The 24,365-nt window shown below is 65.6% G+C and carries 16 protein-coding genes, 2 tRNA genes and 3 rRNA genes; 11 read left to right on the forward strand and 10 right to left on the reverse strand.

Features of this window, described 5'->3' with window-relative positions; all coding sequences use genetic code 11:
* Nucleotides 1–67: 67 nt before the first annotated feature.
* Complete coding sequence (locus AC10V3_RS24260) at nt 68–2,842, forward strand: winged helix-turn-helix domain-containing protein (RefSeq protein ID WP_454752759.1); 2,775 nt, start codon at nt 68–70, stop codon at nt 2,840–2,842.
* A gap of 9 nt (nt 2,843–2,851) precedes the next feature.
* Here AC10V3_RS24260 and AC10V3_RS24265 read toward each other — a convergent pair whose 3' ends face one another.
* Both AC10V3_RS24265 and AC10V3_RS24270 read right to left on the reverse strand, forming a co-directional pair.
* Nucleotides 2,852–3,523 carry a nitroreductase gene (locus AC10V3_RS24265; protein ID WP_022537961.1) on the reverse strand — a complete coding sequence of 224 codons (672 nt, stop codon included), beginning with the start codon at nt 3,521–3,523 and terminating at the stop codon, nt 2,852–2,854.
* 35 nt (nt 3,524–3,558) lie between these two features.
* Nucleotides 3,559–4,434: a crotonase/enoyl-CoA hydratase family protein gene (locus AC10V3_RS24270; protein WP_454752760.1), complete on the reverse strand. Its 876-nt coding sequence runs from the start codon at nt 4,432–4,434 to the stop codon at nt 3,559–3,561.
* Between the two features lie 240 nt (nt 4,435–4,674).
* On the opposite strand from AC10V3_RS24270, the gene AC10V3_RS24275 reads away from it, so the two are divergent.
* The 3 genes from AC10V3_RS24275 to AC10V3_RS24285 all read left to right on the forward strand — a co-directional run bounded on the left by AC10V3_RS24275 (nt 4,675) and on the right by AC10V3_RS24285 (nt 7,445).
* The gene (locus AC10V3_RS24275) at nt 4,675–5,646 is read left to right on the forward strand and encodes an NAD(P)H-dependent flavin oxidoreductase (protein WP_022537963.1); all 972 of its coding nucleotides are present in this window, start codon (nt 4,675–4,677) and stop codon (nt 5,644–5,646) included.
* A gap of 4 nt (nt 5,647–5,650) precedes the next feature.
* Complete coding sequence (locus tag AC10V3_RS24280; protein ID WP_022537964.1) at nt 5,651–6,124, forward strand: PaaI family thioesterase; 474 nt, start codon at nt 5,651–5,653, stop codon at nt 6,122–6,124.
* Between the two features lie 145 nt (nt 6,125–6,269).
* Nucleotides 6,270–7,445, forward strand: coding sequence for an acetyl-CoA C-acetyltransferase (locus AC10V3_RS24285; RefSeq protein WP_022537965.1), 1,176 nt, complete (start codon nt 6,270–6,272; stop codon nt 7,443–7,445).
* A gap of 183 nt (nt 7,446–7,628) precedes the next feature.
* On the opposite strand, the gene AC10V3_RS24290 is transcribed toward AC10V3_RS24285, so the two are convergent.
* The 4 genes from AC10V3_RS24290 to AC10V3_RS24305 all read right to left on the reverse strand — a co-directional run bounded on the left by AC10V3_RS24290 (nt 7,629) and on the right by AC10V3_RS24305 (nt 11,131).
* Nucleotides 7,629–8,303: a histidine phosphatase family protein gene (locus AC10V3_RS24290; RefSeq protein WP_454752761.1), complete on the reverse strand. Its 675-nt coding sequence runs from the start codon at nt 8,301–8,303 to the stop codon at nt 7,629–7,631.
* Nucleotides 8,304–8,588: 285 nt separating this feature from the next.
* On the reverse strand, nt 8,589–9,275 hold the full coding sequence (locus AC10V3_RS24295) for a TetR/AcrR family transcriptional regulator (protein ID WP_022537967.1): 687 nt from the start codon (nt 9,273–9,275) through the stop codon (nt 8,589–8,591).
* Between the two features lie 170 nt (nt 9,276–9,445).
* Nucleotides 9,446–10,180: a VIT1/CCC1 transporter family protein gene (locus AC10V3_RS24300; RefSeq protein WP_022537968.1), complete on the reverse strand. Its 735-nt coding sequence runs from the start codon at nt 10,178–10,180 to the stop codon at nt 9,446–9,448.
* Nucleotides 10,181–10,240: 60 nt separating this feature from the next.
* Nucleotides 10,241–11,131 (reverse strand): LysR family transcriptional regulator, encoded by an 891-nt coding sequence (locus AC10V3_RS24305; RefSeq protein ID WP_022537969.1) that lies wholly within the window; start codon nt 11,129–11,131, stop codon nt 10,241–10,243.
* 121 nt (nt 11,132–11,252) lie between these two features.
* Between AC10V3_RS24305 and AC10V3_RS24310 the strand changes: the two genes are divergently transcribed.
* Together AC10V3_RS24310 and AC10V3_RS24315 are read left to right on the forward strand one after the other, a co-directional pair.
* Nucleotides 11,253–11,903 (forward strand): glutathione S-transferase family protein, encoded by a 651-nt coding sequence (locus AC10V3_RS24310; RefSeq protein WP_349605225.1) that lies wholly within the window; start codon nt 11,253–11,255, stop codon nt 11,901–11,903.
* 51 nt (nt 11,904–11,954) lie between these two features.
* Complete coding sequence (locus tag AC10V3_RS24315; RefSeq protein WP_454752762.1) at nt 11,955–12,926, forward strand: pyridoxamine 5'-phosphate oxidase family protein; 972 nt, start codon at nt 11,955–11,957, stop codon at nt 12,924–12,926.
* A gap of 43 nt (nt 12,927–12,969) precedes the next feature.
* Here the strand turns inward: AC10V3_RS24315 and AC10V3_RS24320 are convergent, their stop codons facing one another.
* Nucleotides 12,970–13,410 carry a hypothetical protein gene (locus tag AC10V3_RS24320; protein WP_454752763.1) on the reverse strand — a complete coding sequence of 147 codons (441 nt, stop codon included), beginning with the start codon at nt 13,408–13,410 and terminating at the stop codon, nt 12,970–12,972.
* Between the two features lie 118 nt (nt 13,411–13,528).
* A complete protein-coding gene (locus AC10V3_RS24325) occupies nt 13,529–15,124 on the reverse strand; it encodes a 3'-5' exonuclease family protein (protein WP_454752764.1) in 1,596 nt (531 codons plus the stop codon).
* A gap of 496 nt (nt 15,125–15,620) precedes the next feature.
* Between AC10V3_RS24325 and AC10V3_RS24330 the strand changes: the two genes are divergently transcribed.
* The 5 genes from AC10V3_RS24330 to rrf all read left to right on the forward strand — a co-directional run bounded on the left by AC10V3_RS24330 (nt 15,621) and on the right by rrf (nt 20,796).
* Nucleotides 15,621–17,152, forward strand: a 16S ribosomal RNA gene (locus AC10V3_RS24330).
* Between the two features lie 62 nt (nt 17,153–17,214).
* Nucleotides 17,215–17,291: transfer RNA gene (locus AC10V3_RS24335), tRNA-Ile, on the forward strand.
* Nucleotides 17,292–17,303: 12 nt separating this feature from the next.
* Nucleotides 17,304–17,379 (forward strand) — tRNA-Ala (locus AC10V3_RS24340).
* Between the two features lie 296 nt (nt 17,380–17,675).
* Nucleotides 17,676–20,554: ribosomal RNA gene (locus AC10V3_RS24345) — 23S ribosomal RNA — on the forward strand.
* A 128-nt stretch (nt 20,555–20,682) separates the two neighbouring features.
* A 5S ribosomal RNA gene (gene rrf / locus AC10V3_RS24350) occupies nt 20,683–20,796 on the forward strand.
* The 16S, 23S and 5S rRNA genes sit together here with 2 tRNA genes alongside, the layout of an rRNA operon.
* 143 nt (nt 20,797–20,939) lie before the next feature.
* Here rrf and AC10V3_RS24355 read toward each other — a convergent pair.
* Nucleotides 20,940–21,518 (reverse strand): dihydrofolate reductase family protein, encoded by a 579-nt coding sequence (locus AC10V3_RS24355; protein ID WP_022537974.1) that lies wholly within the window; start codon nt 21,516–21,518, stop codon nt 20,940–20,942.
* 86 nt (nt 21,519–21,604) lie between these two features.
* Entirely contained in the window at nt 21,605–24,328 is a 2,724-nt protein-coding gene (locus AC10V3_RS24360; RefSeq protein WP_022537975.1) for a nitrate reductase, read from the reverse strand.
* Nucleotides 24,329–24,365: the final 37 nt, after the last annotated feature.

The raw sequence follows: 24,365 nt of genomic DNA on the forward strand, positions 1-24,365 counted from the left end.
GCAGAGAAGGGCAGGCGTGTTGCTCCGCCCGCGGCGGCGGCCATGCGCGCAAGACAACAACACGCCAATGGCAAGTATCGAGGAGACAGGGCGGCGCACGCCGTCCCCCACCGGCGCCGGCGCCGCATCGCTGGCGGCCAAGCTGCGTCCGCCGCTGCTGACCCCGTTCCAGGTCGAGCGCGCGGGGATCTGTGACGCCGTGTGCGCCGCGGGCTTCGTCAAGCTGGTGCTGGTGCGCGCGCCGGCGGGCTTCGGCAAGACCACCGCCATGCTCCAGTGCCGCGCGCGGCTGGAGGCCGCGGGCGGGCGTACCGCCTGGCTTACGCTGGACCGTTCGGACAACGACGCCACGCGCTTTCTCGGCTCGGTCGAAGCCGCCATTGCGCAGGCGCTGGGCGGCAGCGTGGCGGGCCGGTCCGCGCGCCCCGCGCTGGCGCAGGATGCCGGCGAACAGGCGCTGGCGCTGATCGACCGCCTGGCCAGCTACAGCGGCGCCTTCACGCTGTTCCTTGACGATTTCGAAGCGATCCAGAATGCCGCCGTGACCGGCCTGGTCTGGCAGCTGGTGGAAAGCCTGCCGCCGGGCTGCCGCGTGGTGATCGGCACGCGCTGGGTTCCTGAATCCGGGCTGGGCCGGCTGCGCGCGCGCGGCGAGCTGCTTGAGATCGAGCCCGCGCAACTGCGTTTCAGCGCCAGCGAAACTGAATCCTTCCTGCGCCAGGCGCGCGGGCTCAAGCTGGAACCCGCCGCGATCAGCGCGCTGCATCGCCGCACCGAAGGCTGGGCCACGGCCTTGTGGCTGGCGTCGGTGGCGCTGGAGCGGCGCAGCCAGCCGGAGGGTTTTATCGCCGGCTTTTCCGGCTCGAACGCGGCCATTGCCGATTACCTGGTCGAAGACGTCTTCCTGCACCTGCCCGAGGCGGTGCGCGACTTCCTGCTGCGCACCTCGATCCTGGACCAGCTGTGCGGGCCGCTGTGCGATGCCGTGTGCCAGCCCTCGGGCGGCGCCGGCAGCAGCGACGACATCCTTGCGTGGCTGGAGCGCGCCAACCTGTTCCTGCTGCCGCTGGAGAGCGAGCGCTATGGCGAACGCGGCACCGGCGCGGCGCCGGAGCAGTGGTACCGCTATCACAGCCTGTTTTCCGGTTTCCTGCGCGGCCAGCTCGCGCAGGCCATGCCCGACGTGGTACCGCAACTGCATCTTGCCGCGTCGCGCTGGTACGAGTCGCAGGGCCGCCCGGTGCCCGCCATCGAGCATGCGCTCGCGGCCGGCGCGCTGTGGCACGCACTGCAGCTGCTCGACGGCGCCGCCGACGAGCTGTTGGCGCAGGGCCGCATGCGGCTGCTGACGCGCTGGCTGGAAGCGGTGCCGGCGGACGAACTGGCGCGCTGGCCCAAGCTTCAGATTGCCCATGTGTGGGCGGTCTCCTTCACGCGCGGACCGGCCGATGCCATCGCGCTGCTGCAGGCGATCCCGACCGAGGGCGCGGCCGGCGACCTGCTCGCGCATATCCGCGCGCTGCGGCACATGCTGCTGAATATGATGGACCGCTTCGACGACGCGCGCGCCTTTGCCCGCAACGAGCTGCCGCCATTGCCGATGGGCTACGCCTTCCCCGATGCGATCCTGGCCACCTCGATGGCGCGCCTGGCCGCGGTCAGCGGCGACTATCCCGAGGCGCGGCGGCTGCTGCAGGTCGCGCGCCAGGCGGTGCGCGGCTCGGACAGCAACTTCAACAAGATTTTCTCGGAGTCGGTCGAAGGGCTGATCGACCTGCGCCAGGGCCGGTTGCAGCAGGCGCTGGCGCGCTTTCGCATCGCCGCGCGCACGATGCTGCCGAACCGCTTCGGCCCGACCAATGGCAACGCCATGGCCGGCATCCTGCTGGCCGAAGGCCTGTACGAGAGCGGCGACACCGAGCGCGCCGGCCGCTTGCTCAACGTCTACCTGCCGCTGTCGCGCGACCTTGGTCTGCCGGACCAGATCATCACCGGCCACGCGGTGCTGGCCCGCATCGCCTTCGAACGCGGCGAAACCGACCAGGCCCATGAGTGGCTGGCACAACTGGAGGCACTGGGGCACCACCGCGGCCTGACCCGGCTGGTGATGGCGGCGATGCTGGAGCGCGCGCGGCTGGCGCTGCGCCAGGGCAATGTCCACGCCGCGCAGGAAGCAATCGAACGCGCCGCGGATCCGGCGCTGTGGCGCACCCGCCCGGGGGTCAGCTCCTTTGCCCAGGATGTCGAGGACATCGCCGTCGGGCGGCTGCGGCTGGACGTGCATGCGCGGCCCGGCGCGCAGGTGCGCGAGGCGATCGAGCGCGAACTGGCCGCTGCCACAGTCAATCAGCTGATGCGCCGCGCGCTCAAGCTGCGCATCCTGCTGGCGCAGGCGTGCCAGCGCATCGGCGACGGCGCGCATGCGCTGGTGGTGATGGGCGAGGCGCTGCGCTTCGGTGCCGCCGAGGGCTTTGTCCGGATCTTTGCCGACGAGGGCGAAGACGTGTGCCGGCTGGTGGCCGATGCGTGTGCGCGCCAGTCAGCCAGCCTGTCCGCCGCCTACGTGGCAAAGCTGCTGCAGGCCTGCGGCCAGCGCAGCGCTGACGCGCAGGCCGGCACGCCGGGCCGGCCCGCGCCGGCAGCGCTGGTGGAGCCGCTGACGCCCAAGGAACTGAAGGTGCTGCAGCTTCTTGCCGAAGGTTTCTCCAACGTGGCGATGGCGGAACGGCTGTTCGTTTCAGAGACCACAGTGCGTACGCACTTGCGCAATATCAGCGCCAAGCTGCACGCCAGCAACCGCACGCAGGCGGTGGCCATCGCGCGGCAGCTGGGCTTGCTCTGAGCTCGCGGCTCAGATGCCGATGAACTCGGCGAACTCTTCCAGCGGCGCACGTGCGGCACGCAACTGGTTGGCGGGAGCTTCGGGATCCTCGTAGCCGATCGCCATGCCGGTGAACAGCATCCGCTCGGCCGGCAGCGACAGGAACTCGCCGATGGTCTGCGGGTACATCGCCCAGCATTCCTGCGCGCAACTGTCCAGTCCTTCCTCGCGCAGCAGCAGCATCACTGACTGCAGGTACATGCCCAGGTCCGACCATTGCGGCGGGCCCATGCGGCGGTCCACGGTGCAGAACAGTGCCAGCGGCGCGCCGAAGAAGGTGAAGTTATTGGCGAACTGCGCCAGCCGCCGCGGCTTGTCCTCGCGCGGGATGCCGAGGTAGTGGTACAGCGCCTCGCCCACCTGGAAGCGGCGGTCGCGGTAGGGCGAGACCAGTTCGCGCGGGTAGACGTCGTACTCGCGTTCTTCGCCGGCGGGTGCCTGTGCGATGCGCTCGCGCATGATGCCCCGCAGCCCCTCCAGCGCCTCACCGCCGATGACGTGGATATGCCAGGGTTGCAGGTTGCCGCCCGAGGGCGCGCGCGCGGCGGCGTCGAGCACGCGCCGGATGGTACCCGGCGGCACGGGTTTGGGCAGGAAGCCGCGGACGGACTTGCGGCTGGCGACGGCTTGGCTGACTTTCATGCGAACTCCGGAAGATTGTTGCGGGCAGGTGCGACTCAGGCGAAGGGCGGTTCGCCGCGCCAGTCGAAGAAGTCCGGCAGGTCTTGCGACACCGTATCGGGGAAAGCGGCGGGACGTTTTTCAAGGAAGGCGCTGACGCCTTCCTTCACATCGGCCGAGCGTCCGCGTGACTGGATCGCGCGGCTGTCGAGCTTGTGCGCTTCCATCGGGTGGCTGGCACCGGCCATGCGCCAGATCAGCTGGCGCGAGATCGCCACCGACACCGGCGCGGCGTTGTCCGCGATTTCACGGGCGATTGCCTGCGCGGCCGGCAGCAGGTCCTCCGGCGCGTGCAGCGAGCGCACCAGGCCGCGCTCGAGCGCTTCCGGCGCGGAGAAGACGCGGCCCGTGTAGCACCATTCCAGCGCGGTCGAAATGCCGACCACGCGCGACAGGAACCACGACGACGCCGCTTCCGGCGTGATGCCGCGGCGGGCAAAGACAAAGCCGAACTTGGCGTCGGTCGAGGCCAGCCGGATATCCATCGGCAGCTGCATGGTCACCCCTACGCCGACCGCGGCGCCATTGACCGCGGCGATCACCGGCTTGAGGCTGCGGAAGATGCGCAGCGACACGCGCCCGCCGCCGTCGCGATGGGCGGTGTCGGGACTGGCGCCGTAGCGCTTCTCGAAATCGAAGGTCGAGCCGCCGGCCGAGAGGTCGGCGCCGGCGCAGAAGGCACGGCCCGAACCGGTGACGATCACCGCGCGCACGTTGTCGTCGGCATCGGTGGCATCGAACGCCGCGATCAGGTCCTGCATCATCTGCGCGGTGAAGGCGTTGAGCTGGTCGGGGCGGTGCAACGTGATGGTGGCGACACCGTCTTCGACGGCGTAGCGCAGGGTTTCGAACGTAGGCGTGGCTTGCGTCATGGCGGCTCCGGCAAAGGGAAGGGGGGCGAGGATGCTGCGGCCGGCGAGGAGCGACACATCGGCAGGGGCCAGGCTGTGCCTTGCGCCGGCAAGGGGCCAGCCAACACTAGTGCAGAATGCGCCGCCCGCAATCGTCGCTTCCGACGAGGCCCGGCAGCCGCGGCTGGCCGTAGACTGGGCCCGATCGCCGGCGGGCCAGCCCTCGCGCGCACCGGCCGGCGCAGACAGTAAAGGACAACCATGAAGACACGAATCACCGAACTGCTTGGCATCCGCTACCCGATCATCCAGGGTGGCATGCAATGGGTCGGCTACGCCGAAATGGCCTCCGCCGTTTCCAACGCTGGCGGGCTGGGCGTCCTCACAGCGCTGACGCAGCCGACCCCCGAGGCGCTGGCCGACGAGATCCGCCGCTGCCGCGAGATGACCGACAAGCCGTTCGGCGTGAACCTGACCCTGTTGCCGTCGATCAACCCGCCGCCGTACGCGCGCTACCTCGACGTCATCATCGAGAGCGGCATCAAGGTGCTGGAAACGGCGGGCAACAACCCCAAGGAACATATCGCGCGCGCCAAGGCCGCCGGCATCAAGGTGATCCACAAGTGCGTGGCGATCCGCCATGCGCTGTCCGCCGAGCGCCTAGGCGTGGACGCGGTGTCGATCGACGGCTTCGAGTGCGCCGGCCATCCGGGCGAGGACGACGTGCCCGGCATGGTGCTGATCCCGCAGGCCGCGCGCAAGCTGTCGGTGCCGGTGATCGCCTCGGGCGGCATCGCCGACGGCCGCGGCATGGCCGCCGCGCTGGTGCTGGGCGCCGAGGGCGTCAATATGGGCACGCGCTTCTGCGCCACGCGCGAAGCGCCGATCCACGACAATGTCAAGCAGGCACTGGTGCAGGCCAGCGAGCGCGACACCAACCTGATCTTCCGCACGCTGCACAACACCGCGCGCGTGCTGAAGAACGCTGTGTCGGATGAGGTGGTGAGCATTGAACGCCGCCCGGGCGGTGCGCAGTTCGAAGACGTCAAGCACCTGGTCGCCGGCGTGCGCGGCAAGGCCGCGCTCAAGGCGGGCGAGACCGATGGCGGCATCATCAGCGCCGGTCAGTGCGTGGGCCTGATCGACGACGTGCCTAGCTGCGAAGAACTGATCACGCGCATGGTTGCCGATTGCCGGGAATACCTCGGCGTGGCTTCGCGCTACTTTGCCTGACGCCATGGCCGAAGCCGGGATCGAGGCGGCCATGACCCAGGCCCTGGCCGAGCCGGCCGGGGTCGCTGGCGCAGGGGACCTGCCGGAGGGCTTTGTGCCCCTGCGCCGGATGAGCGGCTACATGGCCAATTTCGGCCAGCTCTACCTGCATGCGGAGCGCCGCACGCTGGCGGTGCGGATCGACGAGAGCCACCTGAACAACCTCGGCATCCCGCACGGAGGCATGCTGGCGACACTGGCCGATACCGCCATCGGCATGATGATGTCGCTGGAGACCGGCCGCTCCAAGAGCGCGGTCACGGTCAACCTGAGCCTGGACTACCTCGATTCCGCGCGCCTGGGCGACTGGGTCGAGGCGCGCGTGGAGTTCGACAAGCTGGGCTCGCGGCTGCGTTATGGCACCTGCCGGGTGGTCAGCGGCGAGCGTTGCCTGTTGCGTGCCACGGCCATCTTCGCTGTTCTGGCGCCGCGCGGCTGAGCAGCCTGGCGGACTTCGTCGCTTCCGACGACGCTGCCGCGACGGTGCAGGGCAAGAATACGGATCAACACGGCCGGCACTCTTGCCGGCACCCCGGATAACGCAGTGGCCGGCCCTGGCGGCCGGCACCGATAAAGGAGATCACATGGCAGAGGCATATATCGTCGCGGCGGTCCGCACCGCCGGCGGCCGCAAGGGCGGCAAGCTGTCGGGCTGGCATCCGGCCGACCTGGCCGCGCAGGTGCTCGATGCGCTGGTCGAGCGCACCGGCGCCGACCCGGCGCTGGTCGACGACGTCATCATGGGTTGCGTGAGCCAGGTAGGCGAGCAGGCCGGCAACGTGGCGCGCAATGCGATTCTGGCTTCGCGCCTGCCGGAGAGCGTGCCGGGTACGTCGGTGGACCGCCAGTGCGGCTCGTCGCAGCAGGCGCTGCACTTTGCCGCGCAGGCGGTGATGTCGGGTGCGATGGATATCGTGATCGCCGCCGGCGTCGAGAGCATGACCCGCGTGCCGATGGGCCTGTCGTCGCAGCTGCCGGCCAAGAACGGGTTTGGCGTGCCCAAGAGCCCCGGTGTGGAGGCGCGTTATCCGGGCGTGCAGTTCAGCCAGTTCACCGGCGCCGAGATGATCGCGCGCAAGTATGACCTGTCGCGCGAGCAGATCGATGCCTATGCGCTGCTGAGCCACCAGCGCGCAGCCGCCGCGACCAAGGCGGGCCGCTTCAATGCCGAGATCGTGCCGGTGGAAGTGCGCACGGCCGAGGGCGGCAACGGTGAAATGCATACGTCCGACGAGGGCATCCGCTATGACGCCACGCTGGAGAGCATCGGCAGCGTCAAGCTGATTGCCGAAGGCGGCCGCGTGACCGCCGCCTCGGCCAGCCAGATCTGCGACGGCGCCGCCGGCCTGATGGTGGTCAACGAGGCCGGCCTGAAGAAGCTCGGCGTCAAGCCGCTGGCACGCGTGCACCATATGACCGTGATCGGCCATGACCCGGTGGTCATGCTGGAAGCACCGCTGCCGGCCACCGAGATTGCGCTGAAGAAGGCGGGCCTGAAGATCGGCGATATCGACCTGTTCGAAGTCAATGAAGCGTTCGCCCCGGTGCCGCTGGCCTGGCTGAAGGCGACGGGCGCCGATCCTTCGCGCCTGAACGTGCATGGCGGCGCGATTGCGCTGGGCCATCCGCTGGGCGGCTCGGGTGCCAAGCTGATGACCACGCTGGTGCATGCGCTGCATACGCATGGCAAGCGCTATGGCCTGCAGACGATGTGCGAAGGCGGCGGGCTGGCCAACGTGACGATCGTCGAGCGGCTGTAAAGCCTGGGCGTGCCGCGCCGGCACGCCGGGCAGCAAGGTTTGTTGCAGTAAGGAGTAAAAGGGAGAAGGACCGGCGGCGCGGGCATGTCAAAGTGCCCGCGCCAGCAGCCGGATCAATGAGGCCGCGTCACTGCGGCCTACTTTTGTTTGTCGCCAGGGCGCGAACCGCTTGGCGGATTTCCTTCAGGCGAACGTCAGCGCGCTGCGTCGCTCCACCCGATCCAGGTGCGGCACGTTGTTGAAGCTCAGCAGCCGCTGCACGCCGCGGCCCACGATGATCTCGCAGAACGCGGTATTGCGGAACTGCAGGTTCATCTCGATCGCTGCTTGCGAAGGGGCGCCGAGCAGGTCTGCCGTGGCGCGGCCGATCGCACCGCCGGAACTCACCACCAGGATGGCATCCTCGCGCGACGTGCCTTCACAGGCGTGCGCCAGTGCGCCGGCAATGCGCGAGCCGAAGTCTCCCCAGCTCTCGGGCATGTCGGCGAGGCCGTCCTGGGTCCACGCGTGGTAGGCCGCGCGGAAGGTGCGCCAGTAGTCGTTGTAGTCGCTGTTCTGGTGGGCGCGGTGGTCGGCGCCGCCAGTGTGGCAGCGGTACAAGGCCTCGCCGTCGTATTCGTTCAGGCCCGGATGCGTGGCGATCTCAGCCTGCGGCTGTCCCATGGCGGCGAGGATCTCGCTGGCGGTGTCCTGCTGGCGCACCAGCGAGCCGGCCACCACGCGGCAGAAGCGCACGCCGCGCTCGCTGAAGTACTCGCCCAGCCAGCGCGCCTGCTGGCGGCCGGTTGGCGACAGGCAATCGTAGTTGGCGGCGCCAAACGAGGCTTGTCCGTGCCGGACGAGGAAAAGCGTGGCCATGATCGGTCTCGGTAAACGTTGATGCGCGTTGGTGCGCGTTGGTGCGCGTTAGTGCGCGTAGGCGCGTAGGCGCGCGTAGGTGCGCGTAGGTGCGGATATCAGGGTCCAGGCCGCGCCGGGTGCCAGGTCGGCCTGGCCGGGCGCGGGCCCGGTGTGAACGCATTCTAGGGATGCGCACCGCGCCAGCCAAGCAAGCGGTACGGAATTCATAGCAGCCATGGCCGGGCTGCATTACCGCAGGGTGCTGCACGGTGCTGGTGACCCGGCACGCAGTGCGAATTGCGCTCAGGCTTGCGGCTCGGACGACACACCCAGGTAGCCGGCCATCATCCGGCTGAGTTCAGGCACCAGCCGTTCGTCGTCGAGATGCAGCGGGCCCGAGTCATTGAGCACCGCATTGACCAGCACGCTGAAGACGGCCTGCATGGCAAAACGCACACGCAACTCGGCGATATCGGCGGGCAGTGACAGCCGCGGCACCAGCAGCTGCACCATGCGCTCGACGATCGCCTCGCCGTTCTGGCGGTGGGGCAGCCATTCCTCGGGCCGGGTCGACGCATGCCGGAGCGAAGCGCGGATCACGCCGCGATTGGCCAGCGTGCCCAGCACCATGAAGCGCGCGGTCTTGTCGAGCAGTATGCCGGTCGGAACGTCGTCCCAGCGCTCCTGCGCCAGGTAGCGGTCGATCGAGGCAGAGGTTTCTTCCATCACCAGCGTGCGCAGCGCCTCGAAATAGGCCATCTTGTCGCGGAAGCGCCCGTAGAAGGCGCCCACCGAGACCTGGCAGGACGCGGCGATCTGGGCGACAGACACCGCGGCAAAGTCGCGCGTTGCAAGCAGCTCACGGCCCGCGCCCAGCAAGGCCTGTTCGGTCTCGCGCGCACGGCGCTGGCGCGGCGGCTGCAGGATCGAAGGCGTATCGATACGGGGGAAGGAGGCGGAGGCCGAGAGGCCGGAGGGGGTTGTTGACATAGGGTTTTTCCGTATTCGAATTCGGATTCGATTTTGAAAAATACCGGTGCCCGCTGCGACGCGTCAAGGCTTTTGTCGGGTGGTAGCCCGCCCCGCGTGGGGGGCTGCACGGTGGCGCTTGGCAGGGCGGGCCTTCGGCGCCGCGTCAGCGCCATCACAGGGAAGCCGTCTCAGAGCGCGCCGAACACCGTGCCGAGTCCGTAGGTAAAGGACGCCGCCATGCCGCCGATCAGGATCTGCCGCGCGGCCGAGAACCACCCGGGGCGCCCGTTGAACGAGGACGTGCCCCAGCCCACCAGGCCGAGCCCGGCCAGGCAGGCAACGATGCTGCCGAGCTGGGCCGACGGCCCGTCGGTCACCATGAATGGCAGCAATGGCACCAGCGCACCGCTGCTGTACAGCACGAAAGAGATCACCGCCGCCTGCACGGGATTGCCGCCGCGTTCCTGCGGGTTGATACCCAGCACGTCGCGCGCAAACGTGTCGAGCGCCGCCTGCGGGTTGCGCATAATCTCGTCGGCGGCGCGCACGGCATCGGCCGGCAGTACACCCTTGGCCGTGATCACCGCCACCAGTCGCTGCCGCGCCTTGCCCGCATCGTGCGCGATCTCGTACGCCATATCGCGCAGCCGCTTGCTGTTCATCTCGCGGCTGTTGGTGACCGACAGCCATTCGCCCAGCGCCATCGAGCACGCCCCCGCCGTGAGGCCGGCCAACCCGGCGAGGATGACCGCCTCGCGCGTGGCGGCGGCGCCTTCGAGCCCCATCACCAGGCAGAAGCTGGACACCAGTCCGTCATTGACGCCGAGCACCGCGGCGCGCAGCGCATTGCCGGAGGGGCGATGGATCAGGCGCCGCACGCGGGCGCCAAAGCTGGTTGGAGTCGGGGCGCTGGTCAGGGGCATGGTCAGTGGGGGTAAGGGCGGCGTGCTTGTCGATGGGGCGAGCGGCGGCAGCGTGCAAAGTCAGCCGAAGCGCGGGCCCAGGTCATCCCGCATCCATTCGATAAAGGCCCGCGTGCGCGCGGGCAGCAGCCGCGCATGCGGATAGATCAGCGACAGCGGCCACGCCGGCTGCTCGAAGGCTTCCAGCACGATGCGCAGCTTGCGCGCCTGCACCAGCTCGGCCACCTGGTACGACAGGAAGTTGCCGAAGCCCGCGCCTTCGGCACACGCCGCCACGGCGGGCGCGGTCTGGTTGAATTCGAGGTTGCCCGACACCTGCACGTGGAACGGGCGGCCGTCTTCCTGGAAGGTCCACCAGTCCGCGGCATTGCCGGTAAAGCGCACGCAATTGGCGTCGGCCAGTTTCTCCGGGCGGCGCGGCACGCCGTGCTTGCGCAGGTAGGCGGGCGTGGCCACCACCACGCGCCGGATGCGGCCGACGCTCTGCGCCACCAGCGTGGAATCCGCCAGCGGGCCGATGCGCACACCCACGTCCAGGTCTTCTTCGAGCAGGTTCACCACGCGGTCGGTGAATTCCATGCGGCAGCGCACGCGCGGATAGCGCTGCACGAAGCGTGTGACCGCCGGCGCCACGTACATCTGCCCGAACAGCACCGGCGCGGTTAGCGTGAGCTGGCCGCTGGGTTCCACATGGCTGGCGCTCAGGCCTGCCTCCACCTCGTCAATGGTGGCCAGGATGCGCCGGCAGCTGTCCAGGTAGCTGCGCCCCTCGCTGGTCAGCGACAGGCGCCGCGTGGTGCGGTTGAGCAGGCGCACCTGCAACTCCGACTCCAGCGCGGCCAGCGTGCGCACCACGGCTGGCAGCGAGGTATGCAGCGTCGCGGCGGCGGCGGTCAGGCTGCCCTCGTCGACGATCCGCACAAAGGTCTGCATCGCGCGTAGCTTGTCCATGGCGCCACATTACTCCGATTTGTGGAGTAGTCAAATATCAAACGCCCCCTTTATTGCAAGGTGGCCGGCGCCCAGAATCCCCATATACCAACCGTCGAACCCAGACTGTCGAGGAGATGCCATGCAAGCCACCAACCGCCCCGCCGCGCCGGCCACCCCGCTGGTGCTGTACCGCTCGCCGCTGTCCGGCCACGCCCATCGGGCGCAGCTGTTCCTGTCGCTGCTGGCGCTGCCTCACCGGATGGTGGACGTCGACCTGCGCGGCGGCGAGCAGCGCGGCGAGCCGTTCCTGAGGCTCAATCCGTTCGGCCAGGTGCCGGTGCTGGACGATGATGGCGTGGTGGTGGCCGATTCCAATGCGATCCTGGTCTACCTGGCCACGCGCTATGACGACGGCCGCTGGCTGCCGCGCGACGCGGCGGGCGCGGCGCGCGTGCAGCGATGGCTGTCGGTGGCGGCCGGCGAGATCGCCTTCGGGCCGGCGACGGCGCGCCTGGGCGTGCTGTTCGGCCGGCCGGTGGCGATGGATGACGCCATCGCACGGGCGCAGCGGCTGTTCGCGGTGATGGAAGCCGTGCTGGCGGCACAGCCGTTCCTCGCTGCCAACCACGCCACCATCGCCGACGTCGCCGCCTACAGCTATATTGCCCGGGCCGAAGAGGGCAACGTGCCGCTGGCGCCGTACCCCGCGCTGAATGCATGGCTGCGCCGCATCGAGGCCTTGCCCGGCTTTGTGCCGATGGTGCCGTCAAAGGTCGGACTGGCTGCCTGAGGCCGGCCTGTCGTAGTTACCGCTGAAGCAGCGCCGAACCAGGAGCGCATCATGGACCTGCCGATCTGGCCGCATGCCGGCCTGCCTTTCCACGCCGGCGAACTGGCCGCGCAGGAACGCGCGGGCAAGCGCGAGCGCCTGGCCGCGGTCGCGAACCGTGTGATCCGGGGCGAGATGCCGGAGCAGCACCGGGCGTTCTTTGCCCAGTTGCCCTTCCTTCTGCTCGGCGCGGTCGACGCCGACGGGCTGCCGTGGGCGACGGCGCTGGCCGGCAGGCCGGGGTTTGCGCACACGCCTGACGCCAGGCACTTGCGCATCGACGCGCTGCCGCTGCCGGGGGATCCGGCGCAGTCTGCGCTGGCGCGGGGCGCGAGCATCGGCCTGCTCGGCATCGAGTTGCATACGCGGCGGCGCAACCGCATGAACGGCATCGTGGTCGAGCGCGATGAGGCGGGGCTGACGGTGGAGGTCGAGCAGAGCTTCGGCAACTGCCCGCGCTATATCCAGCTGCGCGAACTGAGCTTTGCCGAGCCGGCGCCGGCCGTGGCAGCCTGGCAAGGCGCCGCGTTGGATGATCAGGCCGCGGCCTGGCTGCGCGGCGCCGACACGCTGTTTATCGCGACCAGCCATACGGCGTCGGAAGCAGAGGGCGCGCACACCGGCGGCGTGGATGTCTCGCACCGTGGCGGCAAGGCGGGCTTTATCCGCGTCGACGACGACGGCACGCTGACCTTTCCGGACTTCAACGGCAACAACTACTTCAATACGGTCGGCAACCTGCTTGCCAACCCGCGTGCCGGGCTGGTCGTGCCGGATTTTGCCGACGGCTCGCTGCTGCATGTCGGCGGGCGCGCCGAAGTGGTCTGGGACGGCGCCGAACTGGCGTCATTCGCCGGCGCCGAGCGGCTGGTGCGGCTGCATGTCGAGCATGTGGTGCGGCGCCCGGGCGTGCTGCCGCTGCGCTGGCAGTTGCGGGAGTATTCGCCGGTGCTGGAGGATACGGGGGCCTGGCCGGCGCCGTGAGTAGCGGCGCGCGTCAGGACAACCGGAGCGATGGCCGCCGCGCTCAGTCGCGCCCGCGGTATTTCAGGCCGGCGCAACGGCCGACCAGGGTGGTGACGCAGCAGGCATTGCCGCGCCATTCCCCGCCGATCACGATGCCGTCCGGGCCTGCCACCAGCTTGCGCTGGCAATGCCCGGGCATCGGCGTGCGTTCCATGCCGGCATCGCGCGGGCCGGTGCCCGGCGGCCGCGCGGCCGGGATGGTGTCGTTCCACACGTAGGCCGTGCCGGAGGGCATGGCCTGCACCGCTTGCGGTGGTCCCCACTGGCGTTTGGCTTCGTCGATGGAAACATTCTTCCAGGAATCGAAGACGTCCTGCATGGCGCTGGCTTCCAGGCCCGCGCAGGCGCCTGTGGCGGCCATCGCCCACATGGCGGCCAGGCATGCGCGCAGCCGGGCGGCGCCGCAGACTTTCTCGGCGGGACGAACTGGGTTGGCAGACATGATCACTCCGCGTCGGCGCTGCCGGCCGCAAGAGCCGGTCTGTGGAGACTAACGGAGGCGAGGGCCGCGTCGCAAGCACGTTTTGCGCGATGGCGAACAGAGCCCGGGCAGGAAGTCTTCAGTCGGCGAACAGACCCAGGGTTTGCTGTCCGGCAGCGGACGGTGCCTTGCGCGCGGCCAGCCCGGGCGGGGCACGCAGCGGGCGCGGCGCTTCGGCAGGGGCTTCGGGTGCCGTCAGCGCGAAGGCCTTCGCCACGGCCATCGGCACCGCCTGCGGCATCCATTGCGCCATGCGGGGCGCGAGAATCTGGTACGTGTCGAGGTCGAATCGTGCGGGCGCACCGGCCAGCGCCTGTGCTTCCTCCAGCGTGCCGGCGCAGCCGAGGTAGCACCAGTCCTCAACCACATGCCACCACGCGCGCTCGCCATGCTGCTCGCGCCAGGCGACCGGACCATCGAAGGGCCAGCGCATCAGCGCGATCGGGGCCAGCGCGGCGGCCAGCCGGGCGCGGTGCCCCGCCAGGGGTTCGGCGCCGACGCAGGCGCCGGCGCAGCGGTGGACCTGGCGCGCAAAGCAGGGGCTGCCGCGGAGCGTGGTTTTTTCCAGCGACAGCGTGGCCATGCACAGGCCATGCTCTTCCGCCAGCGCGCGCAAACGCGCCTCGGCCGCGCCGCGGCTGCCGAACACGCCAAAGAGGTCGCGATGGCGGCAGAAGTTGGTGTCGCGGTCCGAGCGCAGGCGCGGCACGGGCAGTTGTTGCGGCAACTCCCAGGCGTAGAGCCGGGCATTGCGGCGCAGCAGCTGGTTGTGCACGGGCTGCAGGCTTTTGACCAGTTGGGCTTCGAGCAGCAGCGCGCCGGTCTCGCCGCCGGTTTCGCGCCATTCGACGCGGCGTACCAGCCGGGCCAGCCGCATGTCCTTGCCGTATCGATAGTCGCCCGAGAAATGGGCACCGATGCGCTGCCGCAGGTGCACGCTCTTGCCAACATAGAGCGGCACGTCCTGGTCGCCATAGAAGAGATAGACGCCGGGCGTGGCGGGCACGTCCTCCAGCGCGGTTTCTTCCAGGCCGGCCGGCAGGCTGGCGCGCCGCACCAGCGTGCGCACCGCGGATTCCACCAGCTCGACCGAATAGGTAGCGTGGATCTTCTGCCAGAACTGCCATAGCAGCTCGGCATCGGCCAGCGCGCGGTGGCGTCCCTTGGGCGTCAGGCCGAAGCGGGCGATCAGCGCGTCGAGGCCGTGGCGCTCCACGGATGGGAACAGCGAGCGCGACAGCCGTACCGTACACAGCACATCGGCGCGGAAGGTGACGCCGGCGCGACGGAACGCGTTCTTCAGGAAGCCATAGTCGAAGCGCGCGTTGTGCGCGACGAACAGCCGTCCTTGCAGGCGCTCGGCCAGCGATTCGGCGAGTGATTCGAAGGTGGGTTGTCCCAGCACCATCTCGTCGGTGATACCGGTCATGCGCTGGATAAACGGCGGGATCGACATGCCAGGGTCGAGCAGGGTGTCCCATTCGACGATGCCGTCCGGGCCCACTTCGACCACTCCTATTTCAGTGATGCGGTCGCGCTGCGCGTCGGCGCCGGTGGTTTCCAGGTCGACAAAGACAATAGGACGCGACAGCGCGGCGGCCAGCGCCTGGGCGTCGGGAAAGCGTGCGCCGTCGGCTGGCAGGCGCGACGGCAGATAGGTGGGTATGTCCGGCATCCGCTGATTTTACGGGGCCTGCAATGGCGGCACGAAGAAGTTTTCAGAAACCGCTTGCCAGCCCGCTCTGCCTCCCTTAATATTCGCCCCCTCGCAACACAACGCAGCGCTGCAAAGCAGCCGCAGCAAGGGTTGCGGGGTCGGCCGGGAGGTTGGCGCAGCGAGGTTTGCAGCGCTGACCGCAGCAAAAAAAGATTGCTGAAACGGTTGACGAAACGAAGAAAGCTCTGCATAATCTCTTTCTCTGCTGCTGACGCAGCGACGCAAACGGCAAAGCCGGAGGCGAGGTCGAAAGACCGGGTTCTTTAACAACCAAACAACCGATAAGTGTGGGCGCTGGGTAGCGGACGCCGCTGTCTTCGGGCAGTGTTGCTTCAAAAGTTATCAGTGCTCGCACAGCAAAACGTGACTGGATCTTCGGATCTGGTCAGTCAGTTTTCTGAGAGTGAGCGACCGCTCGAAAGAGCGAGGGCCCGCGAGGGTCCACACAGAGATTGAACTGAAGAGTTTGATCCTGGCTCAGATTGAACGCTGGCGGCATGCCTTACACATGCAAGTCGAACGGCAGCACGGGCTTCGGCCTGGTGGCGAGTGGCGAACGGGTGAGTAATACATCGGAACGTGCCCTGTAGTGGGGGATAACTAGTCGAAAGATTAGCTAATACCGCATACGACCTGAGGGTGAAAGCGGGGGACCGCAAGGCCTCGCGCTACAGGAGCGGCCGATGTCTGATTAGCTAGTTGGTGGGGTAAGAGCCTACCAAGGCGACGATCAGTAGCTGGTCTGAGAGGACGATCAGCCACACTGGGACTGAGACACGGCCCAGACTCCTACGGGAGGCAGCAGTGGGGAATTTTGGACAATGGGGGCAACCCTGATCCAGCAATGCCGCGTGTGTGAAGAAGGCCTTCGGGTTGTAAAGCACTTTTGTCCGGAAAGAAATGGCCTGGGTGAATACCCCGGGTCGATGACGGTACCGGAAGAATAAGCACCGGCTAACTACGTGCCAGCAGCCGCGGTAATACGTAGGGTGCGAGCGTTAATCGGAATTACTGGGCGTAAAGCGTGCGCAGGCGGTTTTGTAAGACAGGCGTGAAATCCCCGAGCTTAACTTGGGAATGGCGCTTGTGACTGCAAGGCTAGAGTATGTCAGAGGGGGGTAGAATTCCACGTGTAGCAGTGAAATGCGTAGAGATGTGGAGGAATACCGATGGCGAAGGCAGCCCCCTGGGACGTCACTGACGCTCATGCACGAAAGCGTGGGGAGCAAACAGGATTAGATACCCTGGTAGTCCACGCCCTAAACGATGTCAACTAGTTGTTGGGGATTCATTTCTTCAGTAACGTAGCTAACGCGTGAAGTTGACCGCCTGGGGAGTACGGTCGCAAGATTAAAACTCAAAGGAATTGACGGGGACCCGCACAAGCGGTGGATGATGTGGATTAATTCGATGCAACGCGAAAAACCTTACCTACCCTTGACATGCCACTAACGAAGCAGAGATGCATTAGGTGCCCGAAAGGGAAAGTGGACACAGGTGCTGCATGGCTGTCGTCAGCTCGTGTCGTGAGATGTTGGGTTAAGTCCCGCAACGAGCGCAACCCTTGTCTCTAGTTGCTACGCAAGAGCACTCTAGAGAGACTGCCGGTGACAAACCGGAGGAAGGTGGGGATGACGTCAAGTCCTCATGGCCCTTATGGGTAGGGCTTCACACGTCATACAATGGTGCGTACAGAGGGTTGCCAACCCGCGAGGGGGAGCTAATCCCAGAAAACGCATCGTAGTCCGGATCGTAGTCTGCAACTCGACTACGTGAAGCTGGAATCGCTAGTAATCGCGGATCAGCATGCCGCGGTGAATACGTTCCCGGGTCTTGTACACACCGCCCGTCACACCATGGGAGTGGGTTTTGCCAGAAGTAGTTAGCCTAACCGCAAGGAGGGCGATTACCACGGCAGGGTTCATGACTGGGGTGAAGTCGTAACAAGGTAGCCGTATCGGAAGGTGCGGCTGGATCACCTCCTTTCCAGAGGCTTGTGTCTCAAGCCTAGCGTTCACACTTATCGGTTTGTTTGCTGTTACAGCCAAGGGTCTGTAGCTCAGGTGGTTAGAGCACCGTCTTGATAAGGCGGGGGTCGTAGGTTCAAGTCCTACCAGACCCACCAAGTTATCCATGCGGGGGATTAGCTCAGCTGGGAGAGCACCTGCTTTGCAAGCAGGGGGTCGTCGGTTCGATCCCGTCATCCTCCACCATCGCTTCGATGGGCCTGGTACCTTGGATTGGTGGTCAAATGCAAGCGCTTAGCATTGAGCGTTTGCATTTGGCATTGCCAAGCGATCGCAAGATCGGCTGTTCTTTAACAATATGGGATGTAGTAAAGGTGTCGCGCGAGCGTTGATGAGACGCTGCAGTACCAACGCGATACCGGGTTGTGATTGTATCAACCAAAATGTATTTAAGTGATCGAAAGATGACTTGGAATACGGCACAAATGCGAGAACTCATCCTGTAGCGAGGTCTTCGAGCGATCGAGACACACTCGTTATAGGGTCAAGCGAACAAGTGCATGTGGTGGATGCCTTGGCGATCACAGGCGATGAAGGACGCGGTAGCCTGCGAAAAGCTTCGGGGAGCTGGCAAACAAGCTTTGATCCGGAGATGTCCGAATGGGGAAACCCGGCCCGTATGGGTCATCCCACACTGAATTCATAGGTGTGGGAAGCGAACGCGGCGAACTGAAACATCTAAGTAGCTGCAGGAACAGAAATCAACCGAGATTCCCAGAGTAGTGGCGAACGAAATGGGAAGAGCCTTGTACTCTTTAGCAGCATTGTTAGCAGAACGGGATGGAAAGCCCGGCCATAGCAGGTGATAGCCCTGTATGCGAAAACAGCGTTGTGGAACTAGGTGTACGACAAGTAGGGCGGGACACGTGAAATCCTGTCTGAAGATGGGGGGACCATCCTCCAAGGCTAAATACTCGTGATCGACCGATAGTGAACCAGTACCGTGAGGGAAAGGCGAAAAGAACCCCGGGAGGGGAGTGAAATAGATCCTGAAACCGCATGCATACAAACAGTCGGAGCCCTTTCGGGGGTGACGGCGTACCTTTTGTATAATGGGTCAGCGACTTACATTCAGTGGCAAGCTTAACCGATTAGGGAAGGCGTAGCGAAAGCGAGTCCGAACAGGGCGTTGAGTCGCTGGGTGTAGACCCGAAACCAGATGATCTATCCATGGCCAGGTTGAAGGTGCGGTAACACGTACTGGAGGACCGAACCCACTAACGTTGAAAAGTTAGGGGATGAGCTGTGGATAGGGGTGAAAGGCTAAACAAATCTGGAAATAGCTGGTTCTCTCCGAAAACTATTTAGGTAGTGCCTCGTGTCTCACCTTCGGGGGTAGAGCACTGTCATGGTTGGGGGGTCTATTGCTGATTACCCCGCCATAGCAAACTCCGAATACCGAAGAGTGCAATCACGGGAGACAGACATCGGGTGCTAACGTCCGGTGTCAAGAGGGAAACAACCCAGACCGCCAGCTAAGGTCCCCAAGATTGGCTAAGTGGGAAACGAAGTGGGAAGGCTAAAACAGTCAGGAGGTTGGCTTAGAAGCAGCCACCCTTTAAAGAAAGCGTAATAGCTCACTGATCGAGTCGTCCTGCGCGGAAGATGTAACGGGGCTAAGCCAGTCACCGAAGCTGCGGACGCACGCAAGTGCGTGGTAGGAGAGCGTTCTGTAAGCCTGTGAAGGTGTCTTGTAAAGGATGCTGGAGGTATCAGAAGTGCGAATGCTGACATGAGTAGCGATAAAGGGGGTGAAAGGCCCCCTCGCCGTAAGCCCAAGGTTTCCTACGCAACGTTCATCGGCGTAGGGTGAGTCGGCCCCTAAGGCGAGGCAGAGATGCGTAGCTGATGGGAAGCAGGTTAATATTCCTGCACCGTCGTATGATGCGATGGGGGGACGGATCGCGGAAGGTTGTCCGGGTGTTGGAAGTCCCGGTCCCTGCATTGGAGAAGGCGCTCAGGCAAATCCGGGCGCGGAATTCAAGGATGTGGGGCGAGCGGCCTAGTGCTGCGAAGCAATTGGAAGTGGTTCCAAGAAAAGCCTCTAAGCTTCAGTCATACGAGACCGTACCGCAAACCGACACAGGTGGGCGAGATGAGTATTCTAAGGCGCTTGAGAGAACTCGGGAGAAGGAACTCGGCAAATTGGTACCGTAACTTCGGGATAAGGTACGCCCTGGTAGCTTGACTGGCCTGCGCCAGAAGGGTGACGGGGTTGCAATAAAATGGTGGCTGCGACTGTTTAATAAAAACACAGCACTCTGCAAACACGAAAGTGGACGTATAGGGTGTGACGCCTGCCCGGTGCCGGAAGATTAAATGATGGGGTGCAAGCTCTTGATTGAAGTCCCGGTAAACGGCGGCCGTAACTATAACGGTCCTAAGGTAGCGAAATTCCTTGTCGGGTAAGTTCCGACCTGCACGAATGGCGTAACGATGGCCACACTGTCTCCTCCCGAGACTCAGCGAAGTTGAAGTGTTTGTGATGATGCAATCTCCCCGCGGCTAGACGGAAAGACCCCATGAACCTTTACTGTAGCTTTGCATTGGACTTTGAACCGATCTGTGTAGGATAGGTGGGAGGCTTTGAAGCGTGGACGCTAGTTCACGTGGAGCCGTCCTTGAAATACCACCCTGGTTTGTTTGAGGTTCTAACCTTGGCCCGTGAATCCGGGTCGGGGACAGTGCATGGTAGGCAGTTTGACTGGGGCGGTCTCCTCCCAAAGTGTAACGGAGGAGTTCGAAGGTACGCTTGGTACGGTCGGACATCGTACCTAAAGTGCAATGGCAAAAGCGTGCTTAACTGCGAGACCGACAAGTCGAGCAGGTGCGAAAGCAGGACATAGTGATCCGGTGGTTCTGAATGGAAGGGCCATCGCTCAACGGATAAAAGGTACTCTGGGGATAACAGGCTGATACCGCCCAAGAGTTCATATCGACGGCGGTGTTTGGCACCTCGATGTCGGCTCATCTCATCCTGGGGCTGTAGCCGGTCCCAAGGGTATGGCTGTTCGCCATTTAAAGAGGTACGTGAGCTGGGTTTAAAACGTCGTGAGACAGTTTGGTCCCTATCTGCCGTGGGCGTTGGAATCTTGACGGGGGCTGCTCCTAGTACGAGAGGACCGGAGTGGACGTACCGCTGGTGTACCTGTTGTCTCGCCAGAGGCATCGCAGGGTAGCTATGTACGGAAGAGATAACCGCTGAAAGCATCTAAGCGGGAAACTCGCCTGAAGATGAGGATTCCCTGGAGGCTTGACCTCCTTGAAGGGTCGTTCGAGACCAGGACGTTGATAGGCTGGGTGTGGAAGCGCAGTAATGCGTTAAGCTAACCAGTACTAATTGCCCGTAAGGCTTGATCCTATAACCAGTGTGTTTTACCTGGTATGTGTGATCGCGACTGTGCCGAAACAGTTGACACAAGACGCACAACCCCAACTACATCCCTATTCGCAGCGTTGGCCTCAACCCCAGCGTTGCAACCCCTTATGCCTGGTGACCATAGCGAGTTGGAACCACCCCTTCCCATCCCGAACAGGTCCGTGAAACGACTCCGCGCCGATGATAGTGCGGATTACCCGTGTGAAAGTAGGTCATCGCCAGGCTCTTATACCGCAGAACCCCAGCCCTAACAGGCTGGGGTTTTTGCTTTTTAGAGCGCGGAATTCAGCGCCGGCGCTCTCTCCAACAGCACGCAAGTTGATTAAATTCCAGCGTCCAGCTTAGTCCGACCGAATCGTCATCGAATTCAGCAGTGGGTTGCCGTGGCCAGCGGCGCCGCTACGCGATACGTGCTCTGCACGAAGCCGCTTTCGTATGTCGTGGTGCGCAGATGCTCCAGCCGGATATCGTGCCCGGCATCGCCGAACAGCGGAATACCGCTGCCGATCAGCATCGGGATACGCGTGATGGTCAGCGTATCGATCAGCCCTTCAGCCAGGAACGACTGGATCAGCTTGCCCCCGTCGACATAGACGCTCTTGGCGCCGGCTGCGGCCAGCGCCGCTGCGGCGTCGTGCACGGTGCCGTGCTGCAGGCTGACCTGACCCGCAAGCGCGGGCGGGATGGCGGCGTCATCGAGCGTGTTGCTTATTACGACGACGCGCTTGCCCACGTAAGGCCACGGATCGAAGCTCAGCACCTTCTCGTAGGTGTGCCGGCCCAGCAGCAGCGTGTCGATGGACTGCATGTAGGCGGCATAGCCGTGATCGTCGGTGGAGGTGGTGGCCGTGAGAAGCCAGTCCAGATCGCCGTCGGCGCGGGCGATGAAGCCGTCGAGGCTGGCGGCGATAAAGACGGAAAAACGCAGGTTCGGTGAGGTGGTCACGCGGGCGCTCCGGTGCGGGCCGGCCGGGCCATGGACTGGCCCGCCGGTTCCGGCCGCTATGCTACCCCGAAGCGCGCAGCCAGCGCTCAGGCAGTTTCCGCGACGCGTATTTCCACCAGCAGCTTCTTCAGCTCCGGCACGCACGAACCGCAGTTGCCGCCGGCTTTAACGCAGGCGGTGATCTCGGCCGGCGTCTTCAGGTCGTGCTTGCGCACCGCATCGCAGATAGTGTTGCGGCCCACGCCGAAGCACGAGCACACCGTCGGGCCGGTATCGGCGCCTTCCTCCATCGGCTGGCCAAGCAGCAGGCCGATGCGATCGGTATCCTCGAGTCGCTCGCGGCCGAACAGGCCGGCGAGCCACGCGCGGGACGGCAGCTCGGGTCGCGTAGACACGTAGACGCAGGCTTCGAGCCGGTCGTTGACAACGTAGCCGGCATGGTAGACGCCAGCGGTGCGGTCTTCGTACTCGAGCCAGTCGGCGTCCGGATCGGTCACGCCGAGCAGCGCGCGCGCCCAGGTGGCGCGGTCGGCGATGGCTTCGCGGCCGGCGAATTCGTAGCGCTGGAACTGGCGGCCCTGCACGCGCGTCCAGTAGGTCAGCGCCTCGGCCGGTAGCTCGCTCCGGCTCAGCACAAAGCCGTGCCAGTTCACGCCGAACGGCTCCACGCGCACCGGCGTGTGCTTGAACTCGGGCTCGCCCGATACGGGATCGACCACCGGGTTGACCAGCGCGCCGACGCGCGCATCCGAGCTGAACTGGCCGTTCCAGTGGATCGGCACGAACACGCTGCCGCGCGGGATGCCGCCGCCGTGGTGCACGCGTGCCACCATCGCGCCCCAGCGCGTGCTGACGCGCGCCAGCTTGCCTTCACCGACGCCGCACAGCAGCGCGTCCTGCGGGTGCATGTCGACGAAGGGCTCGGGCAGGTGGTCGGCCAGCCGCGCCGACTTGCCGGTGCGCGTCATGGTGTGCCACTGGTCGCGCACGCGGCCGGTGTTGAGGATCAGCGGGAAATCGTCGTCCGGCGCATGGGCCGGCGCGCGCGGCGGCGTGGCAACAAAGCGGGCCAGGCCGTCGGCGTGGGCGTAGCGGCCGTCGCGGAACAGGCGGCGCGAATCGGTCGTGGCATTGGCCGGCACGGGCCATTGCACCGGCTCCAGCGTGTCGTAGTGCTCCTTGTCCATGCCGGCGAGCCCGCCGATATCGAACACGCGCGGCGCATCATCGTTGCGCCAGGCGCTCAGGCGCGCGTGTTCGTCGAAGATTTCATGCACGGCTGCATAGTCGAAGCCGCTGAAACCCATCCGGCTCGCCACGTCGCACAGGATGCGCCAGTCGGCGCGCGCCTCGCCCGGCGCCGCCAGGAAGGCGCGCTGGCGCGAGATGCGCCGTTCGGAGTTTGTGACCGTACCATCTTTTTCGCCCCAGCCGAGCGCGGGCAGCAGCACGTGCGCGCCGGCATTGGTGTCGGTGCGCTCGATGATGTCGCTGGCGACCACCAGTTCGCACTTCGCCAGTGCGCGGCGCACCTGGTCGGCGTCGGGCAGGCTCACCACCGGGTTGGTGGCGATCACCCATACCGCCTTGACGCGGCCGGCTTCGATGGCTTCGAACAGTTCCACCGCCTTCAAGCCCGGACGGTCGGCGACGACCGGCGACTGCCAGAAGCTTTGTACGACCTCGCGGTGCAGTGGGTTGGCCAGCTCCATGTGCGCGGCCAGCATATTGGCCAGGCCACCGACCTCGCGCCCGCCCATCGCGTTGGGCTGTCCCGTCAGCGAGAACGGGCCCATGCCCGGCTCGCCGATGCGGCCGGTCAGCAGGTGGCAGTTGATGATGCTGTTGACCTTGTCAGTGCCCGACGACGACTGGTTGACGCCTTGCGAGAAGGCGGTCACGACCTTATTCGTATCCGCGAACAGCTGGTAGAAGGCCAGCACGTCCTGCACGTTGAGCTTGCAGGCGCGCGCCACGGCAGCCGGATCGGCGCAGGCGGCATCTGCGGCCTGCAGGGTCTCGTCCAGACCCGCGGTGCTTGCGGCAACGAAGGCCGCATTGGTGTGGCCTTCGCGCGCCAGGTAGCTCAGCAGCCCATTGAACAGCCACACGTCGGTGCCCGGGCGGATTGCCAGGTGCACGTCGGCCAGTTCGCAGGTAGCGGTGCGGCGCGGGTCGATCGCCACGATCTTCATCTCGGGGCGGGCTTCCTTGGCCTTGGACAGGCGCTGGAACAGGATCGGGTGGCACCACGCGGTGTTGGAGCCCACCAGCACCACCAGGTCGGCCAGTTCCAGGTCTTCGTAGTTGCCCGGCACCAGGTCTTCGCCGAAGGCGCGCTTGTGGCCGGCCACGGCCGACGACATGCACAGGCGCGAGTTGGTGTCGATATTGGCGCTGCCGATGAAACCCTTCATCAGCTTGTTGGCGACGTAGTAGTCCTCGGTCAGCAGCTGTCCGGAGACATAGAGCGCGACCGAGTCCGGCCCATGGCGACGGATGATGTCGGAGAAGCCTTGTGCCACGGTGTCGAGCGCACGGTCCCACGACACTTGCTGCAGGCTGCCGTCCGCGTCGCGCAGCTTGGGGTGGAGCAGGCGGCCTTCGAGGTCCACCGTCTCGCCCAGCGCCGAGCCCTTGACGCACAGCCGGCCGTAGTTGGACGGGTGCTGCGCGTCGCCCGCGATCTCGACCTGGCCGTCGGCACGCACGGTGGCGTGCACGCCGCAGCCGACGCCGCAATACGGGCAGGTGGTGGCGGTGGTGATGGTCGGGGTAGCCGAAACGACCGGGATGTCGGACAGGTTCACGCGTTCTCCGTGCGGGGGCGTTGTATAGCTTACGGTG

It is taken from the genome of Cupriavidus sp. PB-02, from assembly GCF_058252315.1.

Excerpts from the sequence above, each read along its gene's own strand:
- AC10V3_RS24320 (WP_454752763.1), bottom strand. The coding sequence starts at position 13,410 with ATGTCTGCCAACCCAGTTCGTCCCGCCGAGAAAGTCTGCGGCGCCGCC.
- AC10V3_RS24300 (WP_022537968.1), bottom strand. The coding sequence starts at position 10,180 with ATGCCCCTGACCAGCGCCCCGACTCCAACCAGCTTTGGCGCCCGCGTG.
- AC10V3_RS24295 (WP_022537967.1), bottom strand. The coding sequence starts at position 9,275 with ATGTCAACAACCCCCTCCGGCCTCTCGGCCTCCGCCTCCTTCCCCCGT.
- AC10V3_RS24280 (WP_022537964.1), top strand. The coding sequence starts at position 5,651 with ATGGCCGAAGCCGGGATCGAGGCGGCCATGACCCAGGCCCTGGCCGAG.
- AC10V3_RS24315 (WP_454752762.1), top strand. The coding sequence starts at position 11,955 with ATGGACCTGCCGATCTGGCCGCATGCCGGCCTGCCTTTCCACGCCGGC.
- AC10V3_RS24260 (WP_454752759.1), top strand. The coding sequence starts at position 68 with ATGGCAAGTATCGAGGAGACAGGGCGGCGCACGCCGTCCCCCACCGGC.
- AC10V3_RS24275 (WP_022537963.1), top strand. The coding sequence starts at position 4,675 with ATGAAGACACGAATCACCGAACTGCTTGGCATCCGCTACCCGATCATC.
- AC10V3_RS24285 (WP_022537965.1), top strand. The coding sequence starts at position 6,270 with ATGGCAGAGGCATATATCGTCGCGGCGGTCCGCACCGCCGGCGGCCGC.
- AC10V3_RS24310 (WP_349605225.1), top strand. The coding sequence starts at position 11,253 with ATGCAAGCCACCAACCGCCCCGCCGCGCCGGCCACCCCGCTGGTGCTG.
- AC10V3_RS24270 (WP_454752760.1), bottom strand. The coding sequence starts at position 4,434 with ATGACGCAAGCCACGCCTACGTTCGAAACCCTGCGCTACGCCGTCGAA.
- AC10V3_RS24290 (WP_454752761.1), bottom strand. The coding sequence starts at position 8,303 with ATGGCCACGCTTTTCCTCGTCCGGCACGGACAAGCCTCGTTTGGCGCC.
- AC10V3_RS24325 (WP_454752764.1), bottom strand. The coding sequence starts at position 15,124 with ATGCCGGACATACCCACCTATCTGCCGTCGCGCCTGCCAGCCGACGGC.
- AC10V3_RS24265 (WP_022537961.1), bottom strand. The coding sequence starts at position 3,523 with ATGAAAGTCAGCCAAGCCGTCGCCAGCCGCAAGTCCGTCCGCGGCTTC.
- AC10V3_RS24305 (WP_022537969.1), bottom strand. The coding sequence starts at position 11,131 with ATGGACAAGCTACGCGCGATGCAGACCTTTGTGCGGATCGTCGACGAG.